Source organism: Pseudomonas sp. 18173, from assembly GCF_050432945.1.
Lineage (GTDB): Bacteria > Pseudomonadota > Gammaproteobacteria > Pseudomonadales > Pseudomonadaceae > Aquipseudomonas.
In genome coordinates this window covers 119,285-135,924 of sequence record NZ_JBKFTN010000008.1, presented here as the reverse complement: position 1 = coordinate 135,924, position 16,640 = coordinate 119,285, and the positions used below count along the sequence as shown (strand labels likewise).

Here is a 16,640-nt window from a genome sequence, read left to right as displayed (position 1 = left end):
CTTTTCAAGAGACGTCACCCATGACTGAGCCACTGCGCATTGTCTTTGCCGGCACCCCGGAATTCGCTGCCGAACACCTCAAGGCCCTGTTGAGCAGCCCTTACGAGATCGTCGCGGTCTACACCCAACCGGATCGTCCGGCCGGTCGCGGGCAAAAACTGATGCCGAGCCCGGTCAAGCAGCTGGCGCTGGAAAACAACATCCCGGTGTTGCAGCCGCCGACCCTGCGTAACGAAGACGCCCAGGTTGAACTGGCTGCGCTGAAACCGGACTTGATGGTGGTGGTCGCCTACGGCCTGATCCTGCCGCAAGTGGTGCTGGATATTCCGCGCCTGGGTTGCATCAACAGCCACGCCTCGCTGCTGCCACGCTGGCGTGGTGCGGCGCCGATCCAGCGCGCCGTGGAAGCGGGCGATGCCGAAAGCGGTGTGACCGTGATGCGCATGGAAGCCGGCCTCGACACCGGGCCGATGCTACTCAAGGTCACCACACCGATCAGCGCCGAAGACACTGGCGGCAGCCTGCACGATCGGCTCGCCGAAATGGGCCCGCCGGCCGTGGTCCAGGCCATTGCCGGCCTCGCCGCCGGAACCCTGGAAGGTGAAGTCCAGGACGACAGCCTGGCCACCTACGCACACAAGTTGAACAAGGACGAAGCACGCATCGACTGGGCTCGCCCGGCGGTTGAACTGGAGCGCCTGGTCCGCGCCTTCAACCCGTGGCCGATCACCCACAGCACCCTGAATGGCGAAGCCCTGAAAGTGCTGGCTGCGAACCTCGCCGAAGGCAAAGGCGCCCCGGGTGAAATCCTCGGTGCCAGCAAGGATGGCCTGATCGTCGCGTGCGGTGAACAGGCCTTGTGCCTGACCCGTCTGCAATTGCCTGGCGGCAAGGCGCTGAACTTCAGCGACCTGTTCAACAGCCGTCGTGAGAAGTTCGCCATCGGTACTGTCCTCGGTCAAGCGGCGGACGCTCAATGAATCCGCGTCTGGCCGCCGCCAAGGCACTCGCCGCCGTCCTGAACGGAAAAGCATCGCTCAACAGTTCGCTGCCGACGCAGATGGACAAGGTCGAGGACCGTGATCGCGGCTTCACCCAGGACCTGGCGTTTGGCACCGCTCGCTGGCAACCACGCTTGTCGGCGCTGGCGGCCAAACTGTTGCAGAAGCCGTTCAAGGCCGCCGACGCCGATGTCGAGGCGCTGTTGCTGGTCGGTCTCTATCAGTTGCTCTATACCCGCGTCCCCGCCCATGCCGCCATCGGTGAAACCGTCGGGTGCGCCGACAAGCTGAAAAAGCCTTGGGCCAAGGCGTTGCTCAACGCCGTGTTGCGCAACGCCCAGCGCGAAAGCGAAACGATTTTCGCTGAGCTGGAACGCGATCCAGTGGTGCGCACCGCCCACCCGCGCTGGTTGCAGAAATCCCTGAAGGCGTTCTGGCCAGAGCAGTGGGAAGCCATTTGTGCGGCGAACAACGCCCATCCGCCGATGATTCTGCGGGTCAACCGTCGCCATCACACCCGGGATGCCTACCTGGGTTTGCTCAACGATGCCGGTATTGCCGCCACGCCGTGCGTCTACAGCCGCGACGGCATAGTGCTCGAAGCGGCCACCGATGTGCGCAGCCTGCCGGGCTTCGCCGATGGCTGGATCAGCGTGCAGGACGAAGCCGCACAACTGGCCGCTGACCTGCTGGATCTGGCGCCGGGCCAACGGGTGCTTGACGCCTGCTGCGCACCGGGCGGCAAGACCTGCCATATTCTCGAAGCCGAACCAAAGCTGGCCGGCGTCGTGGCGGTAGACCTGGAAGCCAAACGCCTGGTGCGGGTGCGGGAAAACCTCGAACGCCTGAAACTGAGCGCCGAACTGATCGCCGCCGACGGTCGCGACACTCAGGCGTGGTGGGACGGCAAGCCTTTCCAGCGCATCCTGCTGGACGCCCCCTGTTCGGCCACCGGCGTGATTCGTCGTCACCCGGACATCAAGCTGACCCGCCAACCCGACGACATCGCCGCACTGGCGCTGCTGCAAGGCGAACTGCTCGACGCCATGTGGAGCACGCTGGAGGTCGGCGGCATTCTGTTGTACGCCACCTGTTCCACGCTGCCGACCGAGAACACCGAAGTCATCGAAGCCTTCCTCGCCCGCACGCCGGGTGCCCGTGAACTGGACCTTGCCACGGCGGCCGGCATCAAGCAGCCCCATGGTCGCCAGTTGCTGGCCCAGGAAGGTGGCCACGACGGGTTCTACTACGCCAAGCTGATCAAGATCGCCGCTGCGCGCGGTTAAATGGATTCAATGGAGTGAGTGGATGAAAATCATCATCCTGGGTGCAGGGCAGGTCGGCGGTTCGCTGGCGGAACACCTGGCCAGTGAAGCCAACGACATTACTGTGGTCGACACCGATGGCGAACGCCTGCGCGACCTTGGCGACCGTCTGGACATCCGCACCGTACAAGGTCGCGGCTCATTCCCGACGGTGTTGCGCCAGGCCGGGGCCGATGACGCCGACATGCTGGTCGCCGTGACCAACAGCGATGAAACCAACATGGTCGCCTGCCAGGTCGCCCACACCCTGTTCCACACCCCGACCAAGATCGCCCGGGTGCGCGAAGCCGCGTACCTGACCCGCGAAGAGCAGTTGTTCCAGAACGAAGCGATTCCGGTGGACGTGCTGATCAGCCCGGAACAAGTGGTTACCAACTACATCAAGCGCCTGATCGAGCATCCGGGCGCCTTGCAGGTGATCGACTTCGCCGAAGGCAAGGCGCAACTGGTGGCGGTGCGGGCGTACTACGGCGGGCCACTGGTGGGTCAGCAACTGCGGCAGTTGCGTGAACACATGCCGAACGTGGAGACCCGGGTCGCTGCGATTTTCCGTCGTGACCGGCCGATCCTGCCGCAAGGCGACACGGTGATCGAGGCCGACGACGAAGTCTTCTTCATCGCTGCCAAAGCCAACATTCGCGCGGTCATGAGCGAAATGCGCCGTCTCGACGAAACCTATAAACGCATCGTCATCGCCGGAGGCGGGCAGATCGGCGAGCGTCTGGCCGAGGCCATCGAAAGCCGTTATCAGGTAAAAGTCATCGAGATGAACCCGGCACGCTGCCGTCATCTCTCGGACCACCTCGACAGCACCGTGGTATTGCAGGGCAGCGCATCGGACCGCGACCTGCTGCTGGAAGAGAACATCGCCGATGCGGATCTGTTCCTCGCCCTGACCAACGACGACGAAGCCAACATCATGTCGTCGCTGCTGGCCAAGCGCCTGGGTGCGAAGAAGGTGATGAGCATCATCAACAACCCGGCCTATGTCGACCTGATCCAGGGCGGCGACATCGACATCGCCATCAGCCCGCAACTGGCGACCATCGGCACCTTGCTGGCCCACGTGCGCCGGGGCGACATCGTCAGCGTGCACTCACTACGCCGGGGCGCGGCCGAAGCCATCGAGGCGATTGCCCACGGCGATGCGAAATCGAGCAAGGTGATCGGCAAGGCCATCGAGAACATCGGCCTGCCGCCAGGCACCACCATCGGTGCGATTATCCGCGACGAAGAAGTGATCATCGCCCACGATGACACCGTGATCGAGACGGGCGACCATGTGATTCTGTTCCTTGTGGATAAAAAGCATATTCGCGATGTGGAAAAGTTGTTCCATGTAGGGCTTAGCTTCTTCTGACCCGGATTTAGCGCTGGCCTGCGTTTGTAGGAGCGAGCTTGCTCGCGATGGTCGTCAACGATAACGCTGGAAACCAGACTCCCCGCGTCGGTCTCAGGTTCATCGCGAGCAAGCTCGCTCCTACAACCAATCAACCCCTGACATGCCTCAGGCAAGGAACCCGCCCATGATCGAATCCCTGGAAAAAATGCTCGCCAAGGGTGTGGATAACGCATTGCTGCGCTTCGGCCTGGGCAAGGGGTATCTGGATCTGGGAGAGAACGCCAAGGCTGCCGAACATTTTCAACGCTGCGTCGAATTCGATCCGAAGTATTCGGCAGCATGGAAACTACTGGGCAAGGCCCATCTGGCGTTGGCGGACTTTGCAGCGGCGCGGCAGGCCTGGGAACAAGGCCTGGAAGCTGCTCGCGGCCATGGCGACAAGCAGGCAGAGAAGGAAATGACCGTGTTCCTGAAGAAGCTCGAGCGTCAGGCGCACTGATCAGAGGTAACGCAAACCGATGCCCTCGGCATCGACCAGCACCACTTCCATGCGTACCCGCGGCGCGCCTGTGGGTAAGTCCTGCACCTGTCCGTAGACCACCGCCCCACGGGGCAGCGCCGACAGTTTCGGATGTTTGACGTACACGCCGGTGGTCGACAGGTTGCGCGTCTGGCCCAGGCAATCGCCAAAGCTTTCGTGACTGATCCTGATGCGGAATGACTTGCGGTGTTCGGACATCTTCTGCGCCCTTTGATGAACGGTTGTGGATAACCCCAGAATCCAGGGTTATCCACAGATCATGCCAATTGAATCAATACCAACGCTCTTCACCCGGTGGACGCTTCTTGAAGCGCTTCATGCTCCACATGTACTGGCTCGGGTAGGCCCCGACATAACGCTCGACCACTTTACTCATGGCCGCACAGGACTCCGCCGTATCGGTGCTGTACATGGCCTCTGGCGCGGCTTCGAGGATCACTTTGTAGCCTGAACCGTCCGGCAGGCGCAGGGCATGCAGGAACACGCCGACCGCTTTACCGCCGGCCAGCATGTTCGGTACGAACTTGCTGGTCAGCGCCTGAGTGGCGAAGAACGGCACGAAGATCCCGGCGGATTCGGCCGGTTCCGGGTCGGCAGGAATGCCCACTGCACCACCTTTGCGCACTTCCTTGATGACACTGAGGATGCCTTCCTTGGTGGAAGCAGCGACCTTGTTACCCAACTGCACCCGCTGCTTTTGCAGCAATTCATCCACTGCCTTCAATTTCGGCGGACGGTAGAAAATGATCGGTTTGCACTGGCTGCAATAGAAGTGATTGAGCACTTCCCAGTTGCCCAGGTGGCTGGTGATGCCGACCACACCTTTGCCGGAGGCAAGGGCGTCCTTCAACACGTCGAGACCTTCGACTTCGCGCACCAGGTCGATGGAACGCTGGGCTGGCCAGATCCAGGCGCAGGCGCTTTCGGTCAGGGACTTGCCGATGTCTTTCAGGCTCTGCCCGACCAGACGCTCGCGCTCGACGGGATCCATGTCCGGAAAGCACTTGGACAGGTTGATCCGCACCACGTCGCGGGAACGATTCGGGGTTTTCCACATGACCCAGCCAATCGCCGAGCCCACGGCCTGCACGGCCCACCACGGGAGCAGGGCAAACAGCCGCAGAGCGCCTACCAGCAAGGCGCCTTTAAACTTATCCACAGGTCACTCCTGATCTTGTGCTGTGCGCGAGGCGGCTATTCTAACCGCCGTTCGCCAACTGCGCGTAGCGGTCGCAATCGCGGGTGTGATCCATGACCATGCCCGAGGCCTGCATCAGCGCGTAGCAAATGGTCGGCCCGACGAAGGTGAAACCGGCTTTTTTCAGGCCTTTGCTCATTTCCACGGCGGTCGGCGTCACGGCCGGGACTTCGCTGCGATCCTTGAAGTGATTGATCACAGGCTTGCCACCGACGAACGACCAGAGAAATTCCACCGGGTCTTCCAGCGCCAGCCAGGCCTGGGCATTGCGCCGGGCGGCATTGAGCTTGAGGCGGTTGCGGATGATGCCCGGATCGAGCATCAACCCGTCGATTTCGGCATCGCTCATCTGTGCCACGCGCTGGACATCAAAACCAAACATCACCTGACGATAATGCTCGCGTTTGCGCAGCACGGTGATCCAGGAAAGCCCGGCCTGGAACCCTTCGAGCAAAAGCAACTCGAACAATCCCTGCGCATCGCGTAGCGGCGTGCCCCACTCCTGATCGTGATAAGCCATGTACAGCGGATCTTCGGAACACCAAAAGCAGCGTGGCATAAGGCTCCAGGGGGCGTGCGCAGCCATGAATCGGGTATACTCCCGCTCTTTAAATCGCAGCCCAAGAAACAGGTGAATTTCGTGAGCCAGCCTACGCCAGCCGTGCGTACCTTCCAAGACTTGATCCTCGCCCTCCAGCAATACTGGGCCGAGCAAGGTTGCGTGGTACTTCAGCCCTACGATATGGAAGTAGGCGCCGGCACTTTCCACACTGCAACATTCCTGCGCGCCATCGGCCCGGAAACCTGGAACGCCGCCTACGTGCAGCCAAGCCGCCGTCCGACTGACGGCCGCTACGGCGAAAACCCGAACCGTCTGCAGCACTACTACCAGTTCCAGGTCGTCCTGAAGCCGAATCCGGACAATTTCCAGGAACTGTACCTGGGCTCCCTCAAGCACGTCGGCCTGGACCCGCTGGTCCACGACATCCGCTTCGTCGAAGACAACTGGGAATCGCCGACCCTCGGCGCCTGGGGTCTGGGCTGGGAAGTGTGGCTCAACGGCATGGAAGTGACCCAGTTCACCTACTTCCAGCAAGCGGGCGGCATCGAGTGCTACCCGGTGACCGGCGAGATCACCTACGGTCTCGAGCGTCTGGCCATGTACCTGCAAGGCGTGGACTCGGTCTACGACCTGGTCTGGGCTGACGGCCCGTTCGGCAAAGTGACCTACGGCGACGTGTTCCACCAGAACGAAGTGGAACAGTCGACCTACAACTTCGAACACGCCAACGTCGACAAGCTGTTCGAACTGTTCGATTTCTACGAAAGCGAAGCCAAGCGCCTGATCGAACTCGACCAGCCGCTGCCGTTGCCGAGCTACGAAATGGTGTTGAAGGCCTCCCATACCTTCAACCTGCTGGATGCGCGCCGGGCGATCTCGGTGACTGCGCGTCAGCAATACATCCTGCGTGTACGCACCCTGGCGCGTTCCGTTGCGCAAGCCTACCTGCTGGCTCGCGCCAAGCTGGGCTTCCCGATGGCAACCCCGGACCTGCGTGATGAAGTACTGGCCAAGCTGGAGGCTGCACAATGAGTGCTCTGGATTTTCTGGTTGAACTGGGCACTGAAGAACTGCCACCCAAAGCCCTGAACACCCTGGCCGAGGCGTTCCTCGCCGGTATCGACAAGGGCCTGCAAGCTGCCGGCCTGAACTACGAGAGCAAAACCGTCTACGCCGCCCCGCGTCGCTTGGCTGTGCTGATCACCGCACTGGCCACCCAGCAGCCGGATCGCAGCATCAACCTCGACGGCCCGCCACGCCAGGCTGCGTTCGATGCCGAAGGCAACCCGACCCAGGCGGCCCTGGGTTTTGCCAAGAAGTGCGGCGTCGAGCTGAGCGAAATCGATCAGAGCGGCCCGAAACTGCGCTACAGCCAGAGCATCGCCGGCAAGCCGACCGCGAGCCTGCTGCCGACCATCGTCGAAGATTCCCTGAACGACCTGCCGATCCCGAAACGCATGCGTTGGGGCGCGCGCAAGGAAGAATTCGTGCGTCCGACCCAATGGCTGGTGATGCTGCTCGGTGACCAGGTCATCGACTGCACCATCCTCGCCCAGAAGGCCGGCCGCGACTCCCGTGGTCACCGCTTCCACCACCCGCAAAGCGTGCGCATCGGTTCGCCGTCCAGCTACCTGGCCGACCTGCGTGCCGCCTACGTGCTGGCCGACGCCAACGAGCGTCGCGAGATCATCAGCAAGCGCACCGAAGAACTGGCCACCCGCCAGGAAGGCACGGCAATCGTTCCGCCAGCCCTGCTCGACGAAGTGACCGCGCTGGTCGAATGGCCAGTGCCGCTGGTGTGCTCGTTCGAGGAACGCTTCCTCGATGTGCCGCAAGAAGCACTGATCACCACCATGCAGGACAACCAGAAGTACTTCTGCCTGCTGGACGCCGACGGCAAGTTGCTGCCACGTTTCATTACCGTGGCCAACATCGAAAGCAAGGACCCGCAGCAGATCATCGCCGGTAACGAGAAAGTGGTTCGCCCACGTCTGACCGACGCCGAGTTCTTCTTCAAGCAGGACAAGAAGCAGAAGCTCGAAGCGTTCAACGATCGCCTGCAGAATGTGGTGTTCCAGGAAAAACTCGGCAGCGTCTACGACAAGGCCGAGCGCGTATCCCGGCTGGCCGCGTTCATCGCACAGCGCATCGGCGGCAACGCTGCGTGGGCAGCCCGTGCGGGCCTGCTGTCGAAGTGCGACCTGGCGACCGAAATGGTCGGCGAGTTCCCGGAAATGCAAGGTGTCGCCGGTTACTACTACGCCCTCAACGACGGCGAGCCGGAAGACGTCGCACTGGCCCTGAACGAGCAGTACATGCCGCGCGGTGCTGGCGCTGAACTGCCGGGCACCCTGACCGGTGCAGCCGTGGCCATCGCCGACAAGCTCGATACCCTCGTGGGTATCTTCGGCATCGGCATGCTGCCGACCGGCAGCAAAGACCCGTATGCCCTGCGCCGTGCCGCACTGGGCGTGCTGCGTATCCTGATCGAGAAGCAGCTGGACCTGGACCTGACCGACGCCGTGGCCTTCGCCGTGGATGCGTTCGGTGCCAAGGTCAAGGCTGCCGGCCTCAATGACTCGGTGCTGGAGTTCATCTTCGACCGTCTGCGTGCCCGTTACGAAGACGAAGGCGTCGACGTTGCCACCTACCTGTCGGTACGTGCCCTCAAGCCTGGCTCGGCCCTGGACTTCGATCAGCGCGTGCAAGCGGTAGAGGCCTTCCGCAAACTGCCGGAAGCCGCCGCCCTGGCCGCCGTGAACAAGCGCGTGTCGAACCTGTTGAGCAAGGTTGAAGGCTCGGTGCCTACCGTCGTGGAAGCCAAGTACTTCGACAATGCCAACGAGTTCTCCCTGTACTCGGCGATCCAGCAGGCTGACCAGGCTGTGCAGCCAATGGCCGCCTCGCGTCAGTACAGCGAATCGCTGGCACGCCTGGCCGCACTGCGCGAGCCGGTGGATGCGTTCTTCGAAGCCGTGATGGTCAACGCGGAGGACGCAAAGGTCCGCGCCAACCGTTATGCATTGCTGGCGCGTCTGCGCGGGTTGTTCCTCGGCGTCGCCGACATTTCGCTGCTGGGCTGAGGAGTTGCTGTTGAAACTGCTGATTCTCGATCGGGACGGGGTGATCAATTACGACTCCGACGCTTACATCAAGTCGGTGGAGGAGTGGATTCCACTCCCCGGCTCGATCGAAGCCATCGCGCAGTTGAGCAGGACCGGCTGGACGGTAGCGGTCGCTACCAACCAGTCGGGCATCGCTCGCGGCTATTACGACCTCGCCACCCTGGATGCCATGCACGAGCGCTTGCGCGCGCTGGTGGCGGAGCAGGGTGGTGAAGTCGGCCTGATCGTCTACTGCCCCCACGGGCCGGACGAAGGCTGCGATTGCCGCAAGCCGAAACCCGGGATGTTGAAAACCATCGCCGCTCATTACAACGTGTCGCTGACCGATCTCTGGTTCGTCGGCGACAGCCTTGGTGACCTGGAGGCCGCCAAAGCCGTCGATTCACAGCCAGTTTTGGTAAAGACCGGGAAAGGCGAAAAGACTTTGGGCAAGACCCTTCCGGTTGGCACATTGATTTTTGACGATCTGGCGGCGATTGCCGCAGAACTTATCCACAAATGCCCTTGAGTGAGTGTGCGCTTCGATTGATCCTGACCAGGGATGAAAGGGAAGTGCGCTTTATATAGGACGGGCAATTCCCGCAACGGTAAACGTCACCATGTCGATATTGCAGGCCATCAGAACCTTCCTCTTTTACCTGCTGCTGGGCACCAGTTCATTGCTGTGGTGCAGCCTGAGCTTTTTTATCGCGCCGTTTCTGCCTTTCAAGGCACGTTATCGCTTCATCAACGTTTATTGGTGCCGCTGCGCCCTGTGGCTGAGCAAAGTGTTTCTGGGTATCCGCTACGAAGTGAAGGGTGCCGAGAACGTACCTGACCAGCCTTGCGTCATTCAGTCGAACCACCAAAGCACCTGGGAGACGTTCTTTCTCTCCGCTTACTTCTCACCGCTGAGCCAGGTGCTCAAACGTGAATTGCTCTATGTGCCGTTCTTCGGTTGGGCCATGGCCATGCTGCGACCGATCGCCATCGATCGTGACAACCCGAAAGCCGCGCTCAAGCATGTGGCGCAGAAAGGTGATGAGTTGCTCAAGGACAATGTCTGGGTGCTGATCTTCCCCGAAGGCACGCGCGTTCCTTACGGCACCATCGGAAAGTTCTCGCGCGGTGGCAGCGCACTGGCGGTCAACGCCGAATTGCCCGTGCTGCCGATTGCGCACAACGCCGGCAAGTTCTGGCCGAAAACCGGTTGGGCGAAGAAGCAGGGTGTCATCACTGTGATCATTGGCGCACCGATGTATGCCCAAGGCACAGGACCACGAGCCATTGCTGAATTGAACGACCGGGTCCAGGCGTGGAATGAGCAGATGCAACGGGAAATGGGCTCGCTGCCACCGGCTCCGCAAGCGCCGGTTTCAAACGATCAGGTGACTGTCTGAGATTCTGTGGATAACCTGTGTACCGTTTCATCGAAAAGCTTCGTTGTTTACACGCAACCTTATGATTTTTATGCATATTTCTTTGGATGATAAAAACCATAAAAACGTGCATAAGTTTTTTTGGGACGTAAAGAAACCGGCTGATATAGCCGGTTTTTTTATGCCCGGAACAATCGCTGACTGTCGACATGAAGGCGCAACCTGGATCGTTCGCCTTCATTCCGCTAACAGCGGAAATTGCAGCCTGAACGTCGTGCCCAGACCCACCTCGCTCCGACACTCGATTCGCCCGCCATGCCGATCCACAACGGCTTTGACCATCGACAATCCCAACCCCACACCATCGATACCCTGGGCTGAAGAAAAGCGCCGGTACTGGCTGAACAGTTCGGGTAACTCCTCAGCGGCGATGCCCTTGCCCTGATCAGTGAGCTCACAGATCAGCCAGCTGTCATGTTGACTGACATGCAAACGGATACGAGTACCCGAATCACTGTACTTGATGGCATTTTCCAGCAGATTGAACAACGCCCGGGTCAGCAGCGCCTGATCCGCCAGTACCAGACTTTCCTGTGCCTCTTCTTCTACCTGATGAACCAGTTCGATCTGTTTCAACTGCGCAATGGGCAGCGCCTGATCGAGCACATCCAGCACCAGCATCGCAAACAGGCTCGGCTGAAACCGATAAGCCTCGGACTCGGCCCTCGCCAGTTGAACAAAGCCGTCAGTCAACTCCAGGGCCCGGCGTACCTGTAGCTCGATTTGATCAAAGAGCGGCGAATCGCCGCCCACTTGATGACGATGGACATCGAGCAACGCGAGGATGGCCGAGTGAGGTGCCCGCAGGTCGTGAGACAGGAACCGCAACAGGACCGCACGCTGCTCCTCCGCATCGCGTTCAACACTCAAATCAGTCAGGTTCCATAGCCAGCCGACCGGAATATCACCGTCTACCGGCAATAACCCGGCACGCTCAAGACGCAGACTGCGCTCCTTGAAGTCGCGAAACTCCAGCAGCGGCAGTGTCGACAAGGACGAGTCGGGCTTGCGGCTCATATCCGGATAACCGAGCTGTTTGAGTCGCTCCAGCACATCATCGCCGACCAGATCTCCACCAAACAGATCACGGGCCTTGCGGTTTCCGAGCAGAATCTGCCCCTGGGGATCGCTGATCAATGTGGCCACCGGCAAGTATTCCAGGCCATCGGCGATGAATCGGTGGGTATCGCGGGTCAGGCTCATGGCTTGTTCCAGCGCCATGATCTGTTTCTGCAAGCGGTCGCCACCGGAGTACTGGGCACGACGGCGCTCCGGAAACACTTTCGGCTCGCTGTCCAGTCGCGCCAACTCCCATCCGAAATAGGTCAGTACTACACTGAGGCGCCGCCAGTTCCAGATCAGATAACCAAACAGCATCCCCAACACTGCTGGCGTCGGTGACCACCACCACCTCTTGAACTCCGCGAGGCCGGCACTGGTCAGCAACGCACACGCCATCCCCGTGAGCGTCAGCCAGAGCGCCAGGCGCGGACGCCACAGCAACAGCCCGAGTACGCACGTCACCAGACCAAGGGAAAGCAATGCGCTCAAGCCAGGGAATGCATCTTCCAGATTAACTTGCGCGCGGTAGGACAGCAGTGTCGTCAACGGCAACAGCACGAGACTTATCCACAACCACTCGCGCACCAATTGCCGAAACAATCGCTGTACCTGGCTTGGCTCCCGGCTTTCACGGCGGCGTTGGTCAAACATGGCCAACAGGGCAGGGCAACGAGAATGGTTTCATGGTTCCTGCGTCTCAGGCGTCGACTCGAAGAATCATAGCGGACGCTGCGACCAACGGCGGGCCGCCTGCTTTCACTGTGTCGATTGAGCCGCTATCGTCGATAAACAGCTGCCCAAACGACAAGGAATCACCGTGTATGCGCGTTGCGATTCTGGACGATGAGCCCGCCGAATTACGCCGGGTCGAACAAACCCTGCAACAGATGGCCGAAGCCGGAGAGCAGCCGTGGTCGCTGCACAGCTTCGAACGAACCGAAGACCTGATGCGTCAACTGCGTCGGGAAACCTTCGACCTGTTGATCCTCGACTGGCAACTGCCCGACCTCACGGGTTTGTCACTGCTGCTATGGACCCGTGAACACATGGAGGCGCCACCCGCGGCAATCATGCTCACCAGTCGTGATGGCGAAAGCGATATCGTCCAGGCCCTGAATGCCGGCGCCGATGACTACGTCAGCAAACCGTTCCGCCCCAATGAACTGAAGGCCCGTGTTGGCGCAGTCCTGCGCCGGCATGGCCAGCAGCGCGCAGCTAGCGAGGGGTTGAGCTTCAATGATCTGGTTTTCGACGACGTCGGGCTGACCGTCACTCGCGACGGCAAACCGATCGTCATGACCGAACGCGAGTACCGCCTGGCGCATTGCCTGTTCAGCAACCTCGGTCGACCGCTGTCGCGAGACTACCTGTACGAACGGCTCTGGCCCCATGAAGAAATGTCATCGTCACGCCCGCTGGATACGCACATCTATCGCCTGCGCAACAAGCTTGGGCTGACGGCGGATCGCGGTTGGCAGTTGCTGACGATTTATGGGTATGGGTATCGGTTGGAGAGTGTTGTGCCAACAACCTGACTCATAGGCATTCAAGTTTTGGTGTAGGCAAGGATCTCATTGGTCATTCTTCCACCGACTTTCCCTGAAGCTTCTTCGCGGCGGACTCAACTTGTTTGATGCTGCTTTCCGGGACAGGTAAATCCTCTGGCATGGTTCCACCCAATTCGGCGATGGTCTCCCGTACCTTTCTACCTACTTCCAGATGCACCTGATTGGCTTGGTGCTTACCTTGGACGTTATCCCGGCGCAATTTTTCCTCAGCTTATGTAGCACGAAACAAATTGGCAGCCAGTTCGGTTGACCCCATGTGATCCAGAATTTTCTGACTCTTTTTAAGCCCTTTCCGTTGGTGAATGGCTTTCTGGTCAAGTCCGCCATATAGCCCCTGATATCCATGATTCTGGAAAATGGCGAAATCCAGGCCTGTTTCAACTCCAGCTTGCTGTGCCGCTTCAACCAGTTGCTTGTTGTGCTCGCGCAGTTCGTTACGCAGTAACAAGCGCTTCTGATCGTCCTTTAGCTTCTGAAAGGTGGCGTCATCTGCCAGTTCCTGGCGTCGAGTCTGAATCGCGAAATAGGTTTGCCCCGCAGCAATAACCGGCTTACCAGGGTCGCCGTTCTGTACGATCAGATAGCAAGCATAACGAGAGAGCCGGACATCCTTGAGTTCCCGCTGGGAACCGGAACCCAGGGAAACCATTCTGGTGGCGTCAACAAAATGGTTGGCGACCAGGTGATTACTAAGCTCACAAGCCTGTATAGCCTTGCCAATGACATTCTCGAAGTTTCGCCACTCTCGGTATTCCAACAGAGGTGCAAGCTCTCGGGCAGACCAGTATTCAACCCCCTCGCTCGATTGGTGCTTCAGGCCCTCAAAAGACTGATGCTGCTCACTCAAAGGTCATCCTCCATAGGGTAGGTACCCCAAACTGGTTCGATTCGGTAACCCGGTTGAGCGTTGCACCGACACCAATACTAATCAATGGTGCATTAACATATGCAAACATAGTTGCCGCGTAGTCACCGCCAGCGCTGTAACTCAAAACAATTACTCCCACAAAAAAACCCGGCGAATCAGAGATCCTCCGGGTTTGTTTTTGCTTCACGGTCAGCTAAAAGCCACCCAATCAGAAGTCCAGGTTGGACACCGCCAGGGCGTTGCTTTCGATGAAGTCACGACGAGGTTCGACCGCATCACCCATCAGGGTGTTGAAGATCTGGTCCGCGCCAATGGCGTCTTCGATGGTCACTTTCAGCATGCGGCGCACGCTTGGGTCCATGGTGGTTTCCCACAGCTGATCCGGGTTCATCTCGCCCAGACCTTTGTATCGCTGGATGGTGTGACGCTTGGTACTTTCGGCCATCAGCCAGTCCAGGGCTTCCTTGAACTCGGTGACCGACTTACGGCGTTCGCCACGCTGGATGTACGCGCCATCGTCGAGCAGGGTGCTCAGTTGAGCGCCCAGGGAAACAACGGTCTTGTAGTCGTTGCTGCCGAAGAAGTCGCGGTTGAAGGTGACGTAGTTGGACAGGCCGTGGGAGATCAGTTCGACCTCTGGCAGCCACACGCCACGCTCGCGGTCTTCACGCAGGCTGGCCTTGTAGACCAGACCCGACTTCTCGACGGTGCGCAGACGCACTTCGTACTGGGCCAGCCAATCCTGCATTGCTGCATGATCGGACAATTGGTCCATGCTCACGGCCGGCAGGTAGATGAAGTGCTCGGTCAGTTCCTGTGGATACAGGCGCGACAGGCGCTTGAGGGTCTTCATCACCAGGCGGAAGTCATTCACCAGACGCTCAAGGGCTTCGCCAGAGATACCCGGTGCATCCTCGTTCAGGTGCAGGCTTGCATCTTCCAGGGCCGACTGCGTCATGTACTCTTCCATGGCGTCGTCGTCTTTGATGTATTGCTCTTGCTTGCCTTTCTTCACTTTGTACAGCGGCGGCTGAGCGATGTAGATGTAGCCACGCTCGATCAACTCCGGCAACTGACGGAAGAAGAAGGTCAGCAGCAGGGTACGGATGTGCGAACCGTCGACGTCAGCATCGGTCATGATGATGATGTTGTGATAGCGCAACTTGTCGATGTTGTACTCTTCGCGACCGATGCCACAACCCAGCGCGGTGATCAAGGTGCCCACTTCCTGGGAAGAGATCATCTTGTCGAAGCGTGCCTTCTCGACGTTCAGGATTTTACCCTTGAGGGGCAGAATCGCCTGGGTCTTGCGGTTACGTCCCTGCTTGGCAGAGCCGCCCGCGGAGTCACCTTCCACCAGGTACAGTTCGGACAGGGCAGGGTCCTTTTCCTGGCAGTCGGCCAGTTTGCCCGGCAGGCCGGCGATGTCCAGTGCGCCTTTGCGACGGGTCATCTCGCGGGCCTTACGTGCCGCTTCACGGGCACGGGCCGCGTCGATCATCTTGCCGACGACCAGCTTGGCTTCGTTCGGGTTTTCCAGCAGGAAGTCGGAGAAGTACTTGCCCATTTCCTGCTCGACCGCGGTCTTCACTTCGGAAGACACCAGCTTGTCTTTGGTCTGGGAGCTGAACTTCGGATCCGGCACTTTCACCGAAATGATCGCGGTCAGGCCTTCACGGGCGTCGTCACCGGTGGTGGCGACCTTGTGTTTCTTCGCCAGGCCTTCAGCTTCGATGTAGGTGTTCAGGTTACGCGTCAGCGCGGAACGGAAACCTACCAGGTGAGTACCGCCGTCACGTTGCGGAATGTTGTTGGTGAAGCACAACAGGTTCTCGTTGAAGCTGTCGTTCCACTGCAGGGCGATTTCCACGCCGATGCCGTCTTCACGCTGGATGTTGAAGTGGAACACCTGGTTGACCGGAGTCTTGTTGGTGTTCAGGTATTCAACGAACGCACGCAGGCCGCCTTCGTATTTGAAAAGCTCTTCCTTGCCGCTGCGCTCGTCCTTGAGGACGATACCGACACCGGAGTTGAGGAAGGACAGTTCACGAATCCGCTTGGCCAGGATGTCCCAGCTGAAGTGGATGTTCTTGAAGGTTTCGCTGGAAGCCTTGAAGTGGATCTGCGTACCGGTGGTTTCGCTGTCGCCAACGATTTTCATCGGCTCTTGCGGAACACCATGGACGTAAGTCTGTTCCCAGATCTTGCCGCTACGGCGAACGGTCAGGACCAGCTCTTCCGACAGGGCGTTAACTACCGACACACCCACACCGTGCAGACCACCGGAAACCTTGTAGGAGTTGTCGTCGAATTTACCGCCAGCGTGCAGCACGGTCATGATGACCTCGGCTGCCGAAACGCCTTCTTCCTTGTGTACGTCTACCGGGATGCCACGGCCGTTGTCGCGAACGGTGATGGACTCATCCGGGTGGATGATGATGCTGATGTCGTCGCAGTAGCCGGCGAGCGCTTCGTCGATCGAGTTGTCGACCACCTCGAACACCATGTGGTGCAGGCCGCTGCCGTCGTCGGTATCACCAATATACATACCGGGACGTTTGCGTACGGCATCCAGGCCTTTCAGCACTTTAATGCTCGTTGAGTCGTACGTATTTTCTTCGCTCAATGCC

General features: G+C 59.6%; 16 protein-coding genes. 9 read left to right on the top strand and 7 right to left on the bottom strand.

Features of this window, described 5'->3' with window-relative positions:
• The first annotated feature begins 20 nt into the window (after positions 1-20).
• From fmt to ACLD1X_RS11695, 4 genes are all read left to right on the top strand, one after another.
• A complete protein-coding gene (fmt, locus tag ACLD1X_RS11710) occupies positions 21-980 on the top strand; it encodes a methionyl-tRNA formyltransferase (protein WP_429367750.1) in 960 nt (319 codons plus the stop codon).
• Positions 977-2,287 (top strand): 16S rRNA (cytosine(967)-C(5))-methyltransferase RsmB, encoded by a 1,311-nt coding sequence (gene rsmB / locus ACLD1X_RS11705; RefSeq protein WP_429367748.1) that lies wholly within the window; start codon positions 977-979, stop codon positions 2,285-2,287. The genes fmt and rsmB overlap by 4 nt, the downstream gene beginning before the upstream one ends.
• 22 nt (positions 2,288-2,309) lie before the next feature.
• Entirely contained in the window at positions 2,310-3,686 is a 1,377-nt protein-coding gene (trkA, locus tag ACLD1X_RS11700) for a Trk system potassium transporter TrkA (RefSeq protein WP_413422972.1), read from the top strand.
• Between the two features lie 166 nt (positions 3,687-3,852).
• Positions 3,853-4,167 (top strand): tetratricopeptide repeat protein, encoded by a 315-nt coding sequence (locus ACLD1X_RS11695; protein ID WP_057397334.1) that lies wholly within the window; start codon positions 3,853-3,855, stop codon positions 4,165-4,167.
• Here ACLD1X_RS11695 and ACLD1X_RS11690 read toward each other — a convergent pair whose 3' ends face one another.
• From ACLD1X_RS11690 to tag, 3 genes are all read right to left on the bottom strand, one after another.
• Positions 4,168-4,407, bottom strand: a complete 240-nt coding sequence (locus ACLD1X_RS11690; RefSeq protein WP_085716550.1) for a pilus assembly protein PilZ — start codon at positions 4,405-4,407, stop codon at positions 4,168-4,170.
• 73 nt (positions 4,408-4,480) lie between these two features.
• On the bottom strand, positions 4,481-5,368 hold the full coding sequence (locus tag ACLD1X_RS11685) for a lysophospholipid acyltransferase (RefSeq protein ID WP_429367745.1): 888 nt from the start codon (positions 5,366-5,368) through the stop codon (positions 4,481-4,483).
• Positions 5,369-5,408: 40 nt separating this feature from the next.
• Entirely contained in the window at positions 5,409-5,966 is a 558-nt protein-coding gene (tag, locus tag ACLD1X_RS11680) for a DNA-3-methyladenine glycosylase I (protein ID WP_413422966.1), read from the bottom strand.
• Positions 5,967-6,047: 81 nt separating this feature from the next.
• On the opposite strand from tag, the gene glyQ reads away from it, so the two are divergent.
• The 4 genes from glyQ (at position 6,048) to ACLD1X_RS11660 (ending at position 10,473) form a co-directional block, all read left to right on the top strand.
• Positions 6,048-7,001 (top strand): glycine--tRNA ligase subunit alpha, encoded by a 954-nt coding sequence (glyQ, locus tag ACLD1X_RS11675; protein ID WP_003187265.1) that lies wholly within the window; start codon positions 6,048-6,050, stop codon positions 6,999-7,001.
• The gene (glyS, locus tag ACLD1X_RS11670) at positions 6,998-9,052 is read left to right on the top strand and encodes a glycine--tRNA ligase subunit beta (protein WP_429367742.1); all 2,055 of its coding nucleotides are present in this window, start codon (positions 6,998-7,000) and stop codon (positions 9,050-9,052) included. The genes glyQ and glyS overlap by 4 nt, the downstream gene beginning before the upstream one ends.
• Positions 9,053-9,056: 4 nt before the next feature.
• On the top strand, positions 9,057-9,602 hold the full coding sequence (gmhB, locus tag ACLD1X_RS11665; RefSeq protein ID WP_429367740.1) for a D-glycero-beta-D-manno-heptose 1,7-bisphosphate 7-phosphatase: 546 nt from the start codon (positions 9,057-9,059) through the stop codon (positions 9,600-9,602).
• Between the two features lie 91 nt (positions 9,603-9,693).
• A complete protein-coding gene (locus ACLD1X_RS11660; protein WP_429367738.1) occupies positions 9,694-10,473 on the top strand; it encodes a lysophospholipid acyltransferase family protein in 780 nt (259 codons plus the stop codon).
• A gap of 216 nt (positions 10,474-10,689) precedes the next feature.
• On the opposite strand, the gene ACLD1X_RS11655 is transcribed toward ACLD1X_RS11660, so the two are convergent.
• Entirely contained in the window at positions 10,690-12,225 is a 1,536-nt protein-coding gene (locus tag ACLD1X_RS11655; protein ID WP_429367736.1) for a sensor histidine kinase, read from the bottom strand.
• A 170-nt stretch (positions 12,226-12,395) separates the two neighbouring features.
• On the opposite strand from ACLD1X_RS11655, the gene ACLD1X_RS11650 reads away from it, so the two are divergent.
• A complete protein-coding gene (locus tag ACLD1X_RS11650) occupies positions 12,396-13,109 on the top strand; it encodes a response regulator transcription factor (protein WP_429367734.1) in 714 nt (237 codons plus the stop codon).
• 43 nt (positions 13,110-13,152) lie between these two features.
• Here the strand turns inward: ACLD1X_RS11650 and ACLD1X_RS11645 are convergent, their stop codons facing one another.
• The 3 genes from ACLD1X_RS11645 to gyrB all read right to left on the bottom strand — a co-directional run bounded on the left by ACLD1X_RS11645 (position 13,153) and on the right by gyrB (position 16,636).
• On the bottom strand, positions 13,153-13,341 hold the full coding sequence (locus ACLD1X_RS11645) for a hypothetical protein (RefSeq protein WP_429367732.1): 189 nt from the start codon (positions 13,339-13,341) through the stop codon (positions 13,153-13,155).
• A gap of 12 nt (positions 13,342-13,353) precedes the next feature.
• Positions 13,354-13,989: a DNA damage-inducible protein D gene (dinD, locus tag ACLD1X_RS11640; protein ID WP_429367730.1), complete on the bottom strand. Its 636-nt coding sequence runs from the start codon at positions 13,987-13,989 to the stop codon at positions 13,354-13,356.
• A gap of 229 nt (positions 13,990-14,218) precedes the next feature.
• Entirely contained in the window at positions 14,219-16,636 is a 2,418-nt protein-coding gene (gene gyrB, locus ACLD1X_RS11635; RefSeq protein ID WP_429367728.1) for a DNA topoisomerase (ATP-hydrolyzing) subunit B, read from the bottom strand.
• Positions 16,637-16,640 lie beyond the last annotated feature (4 nt).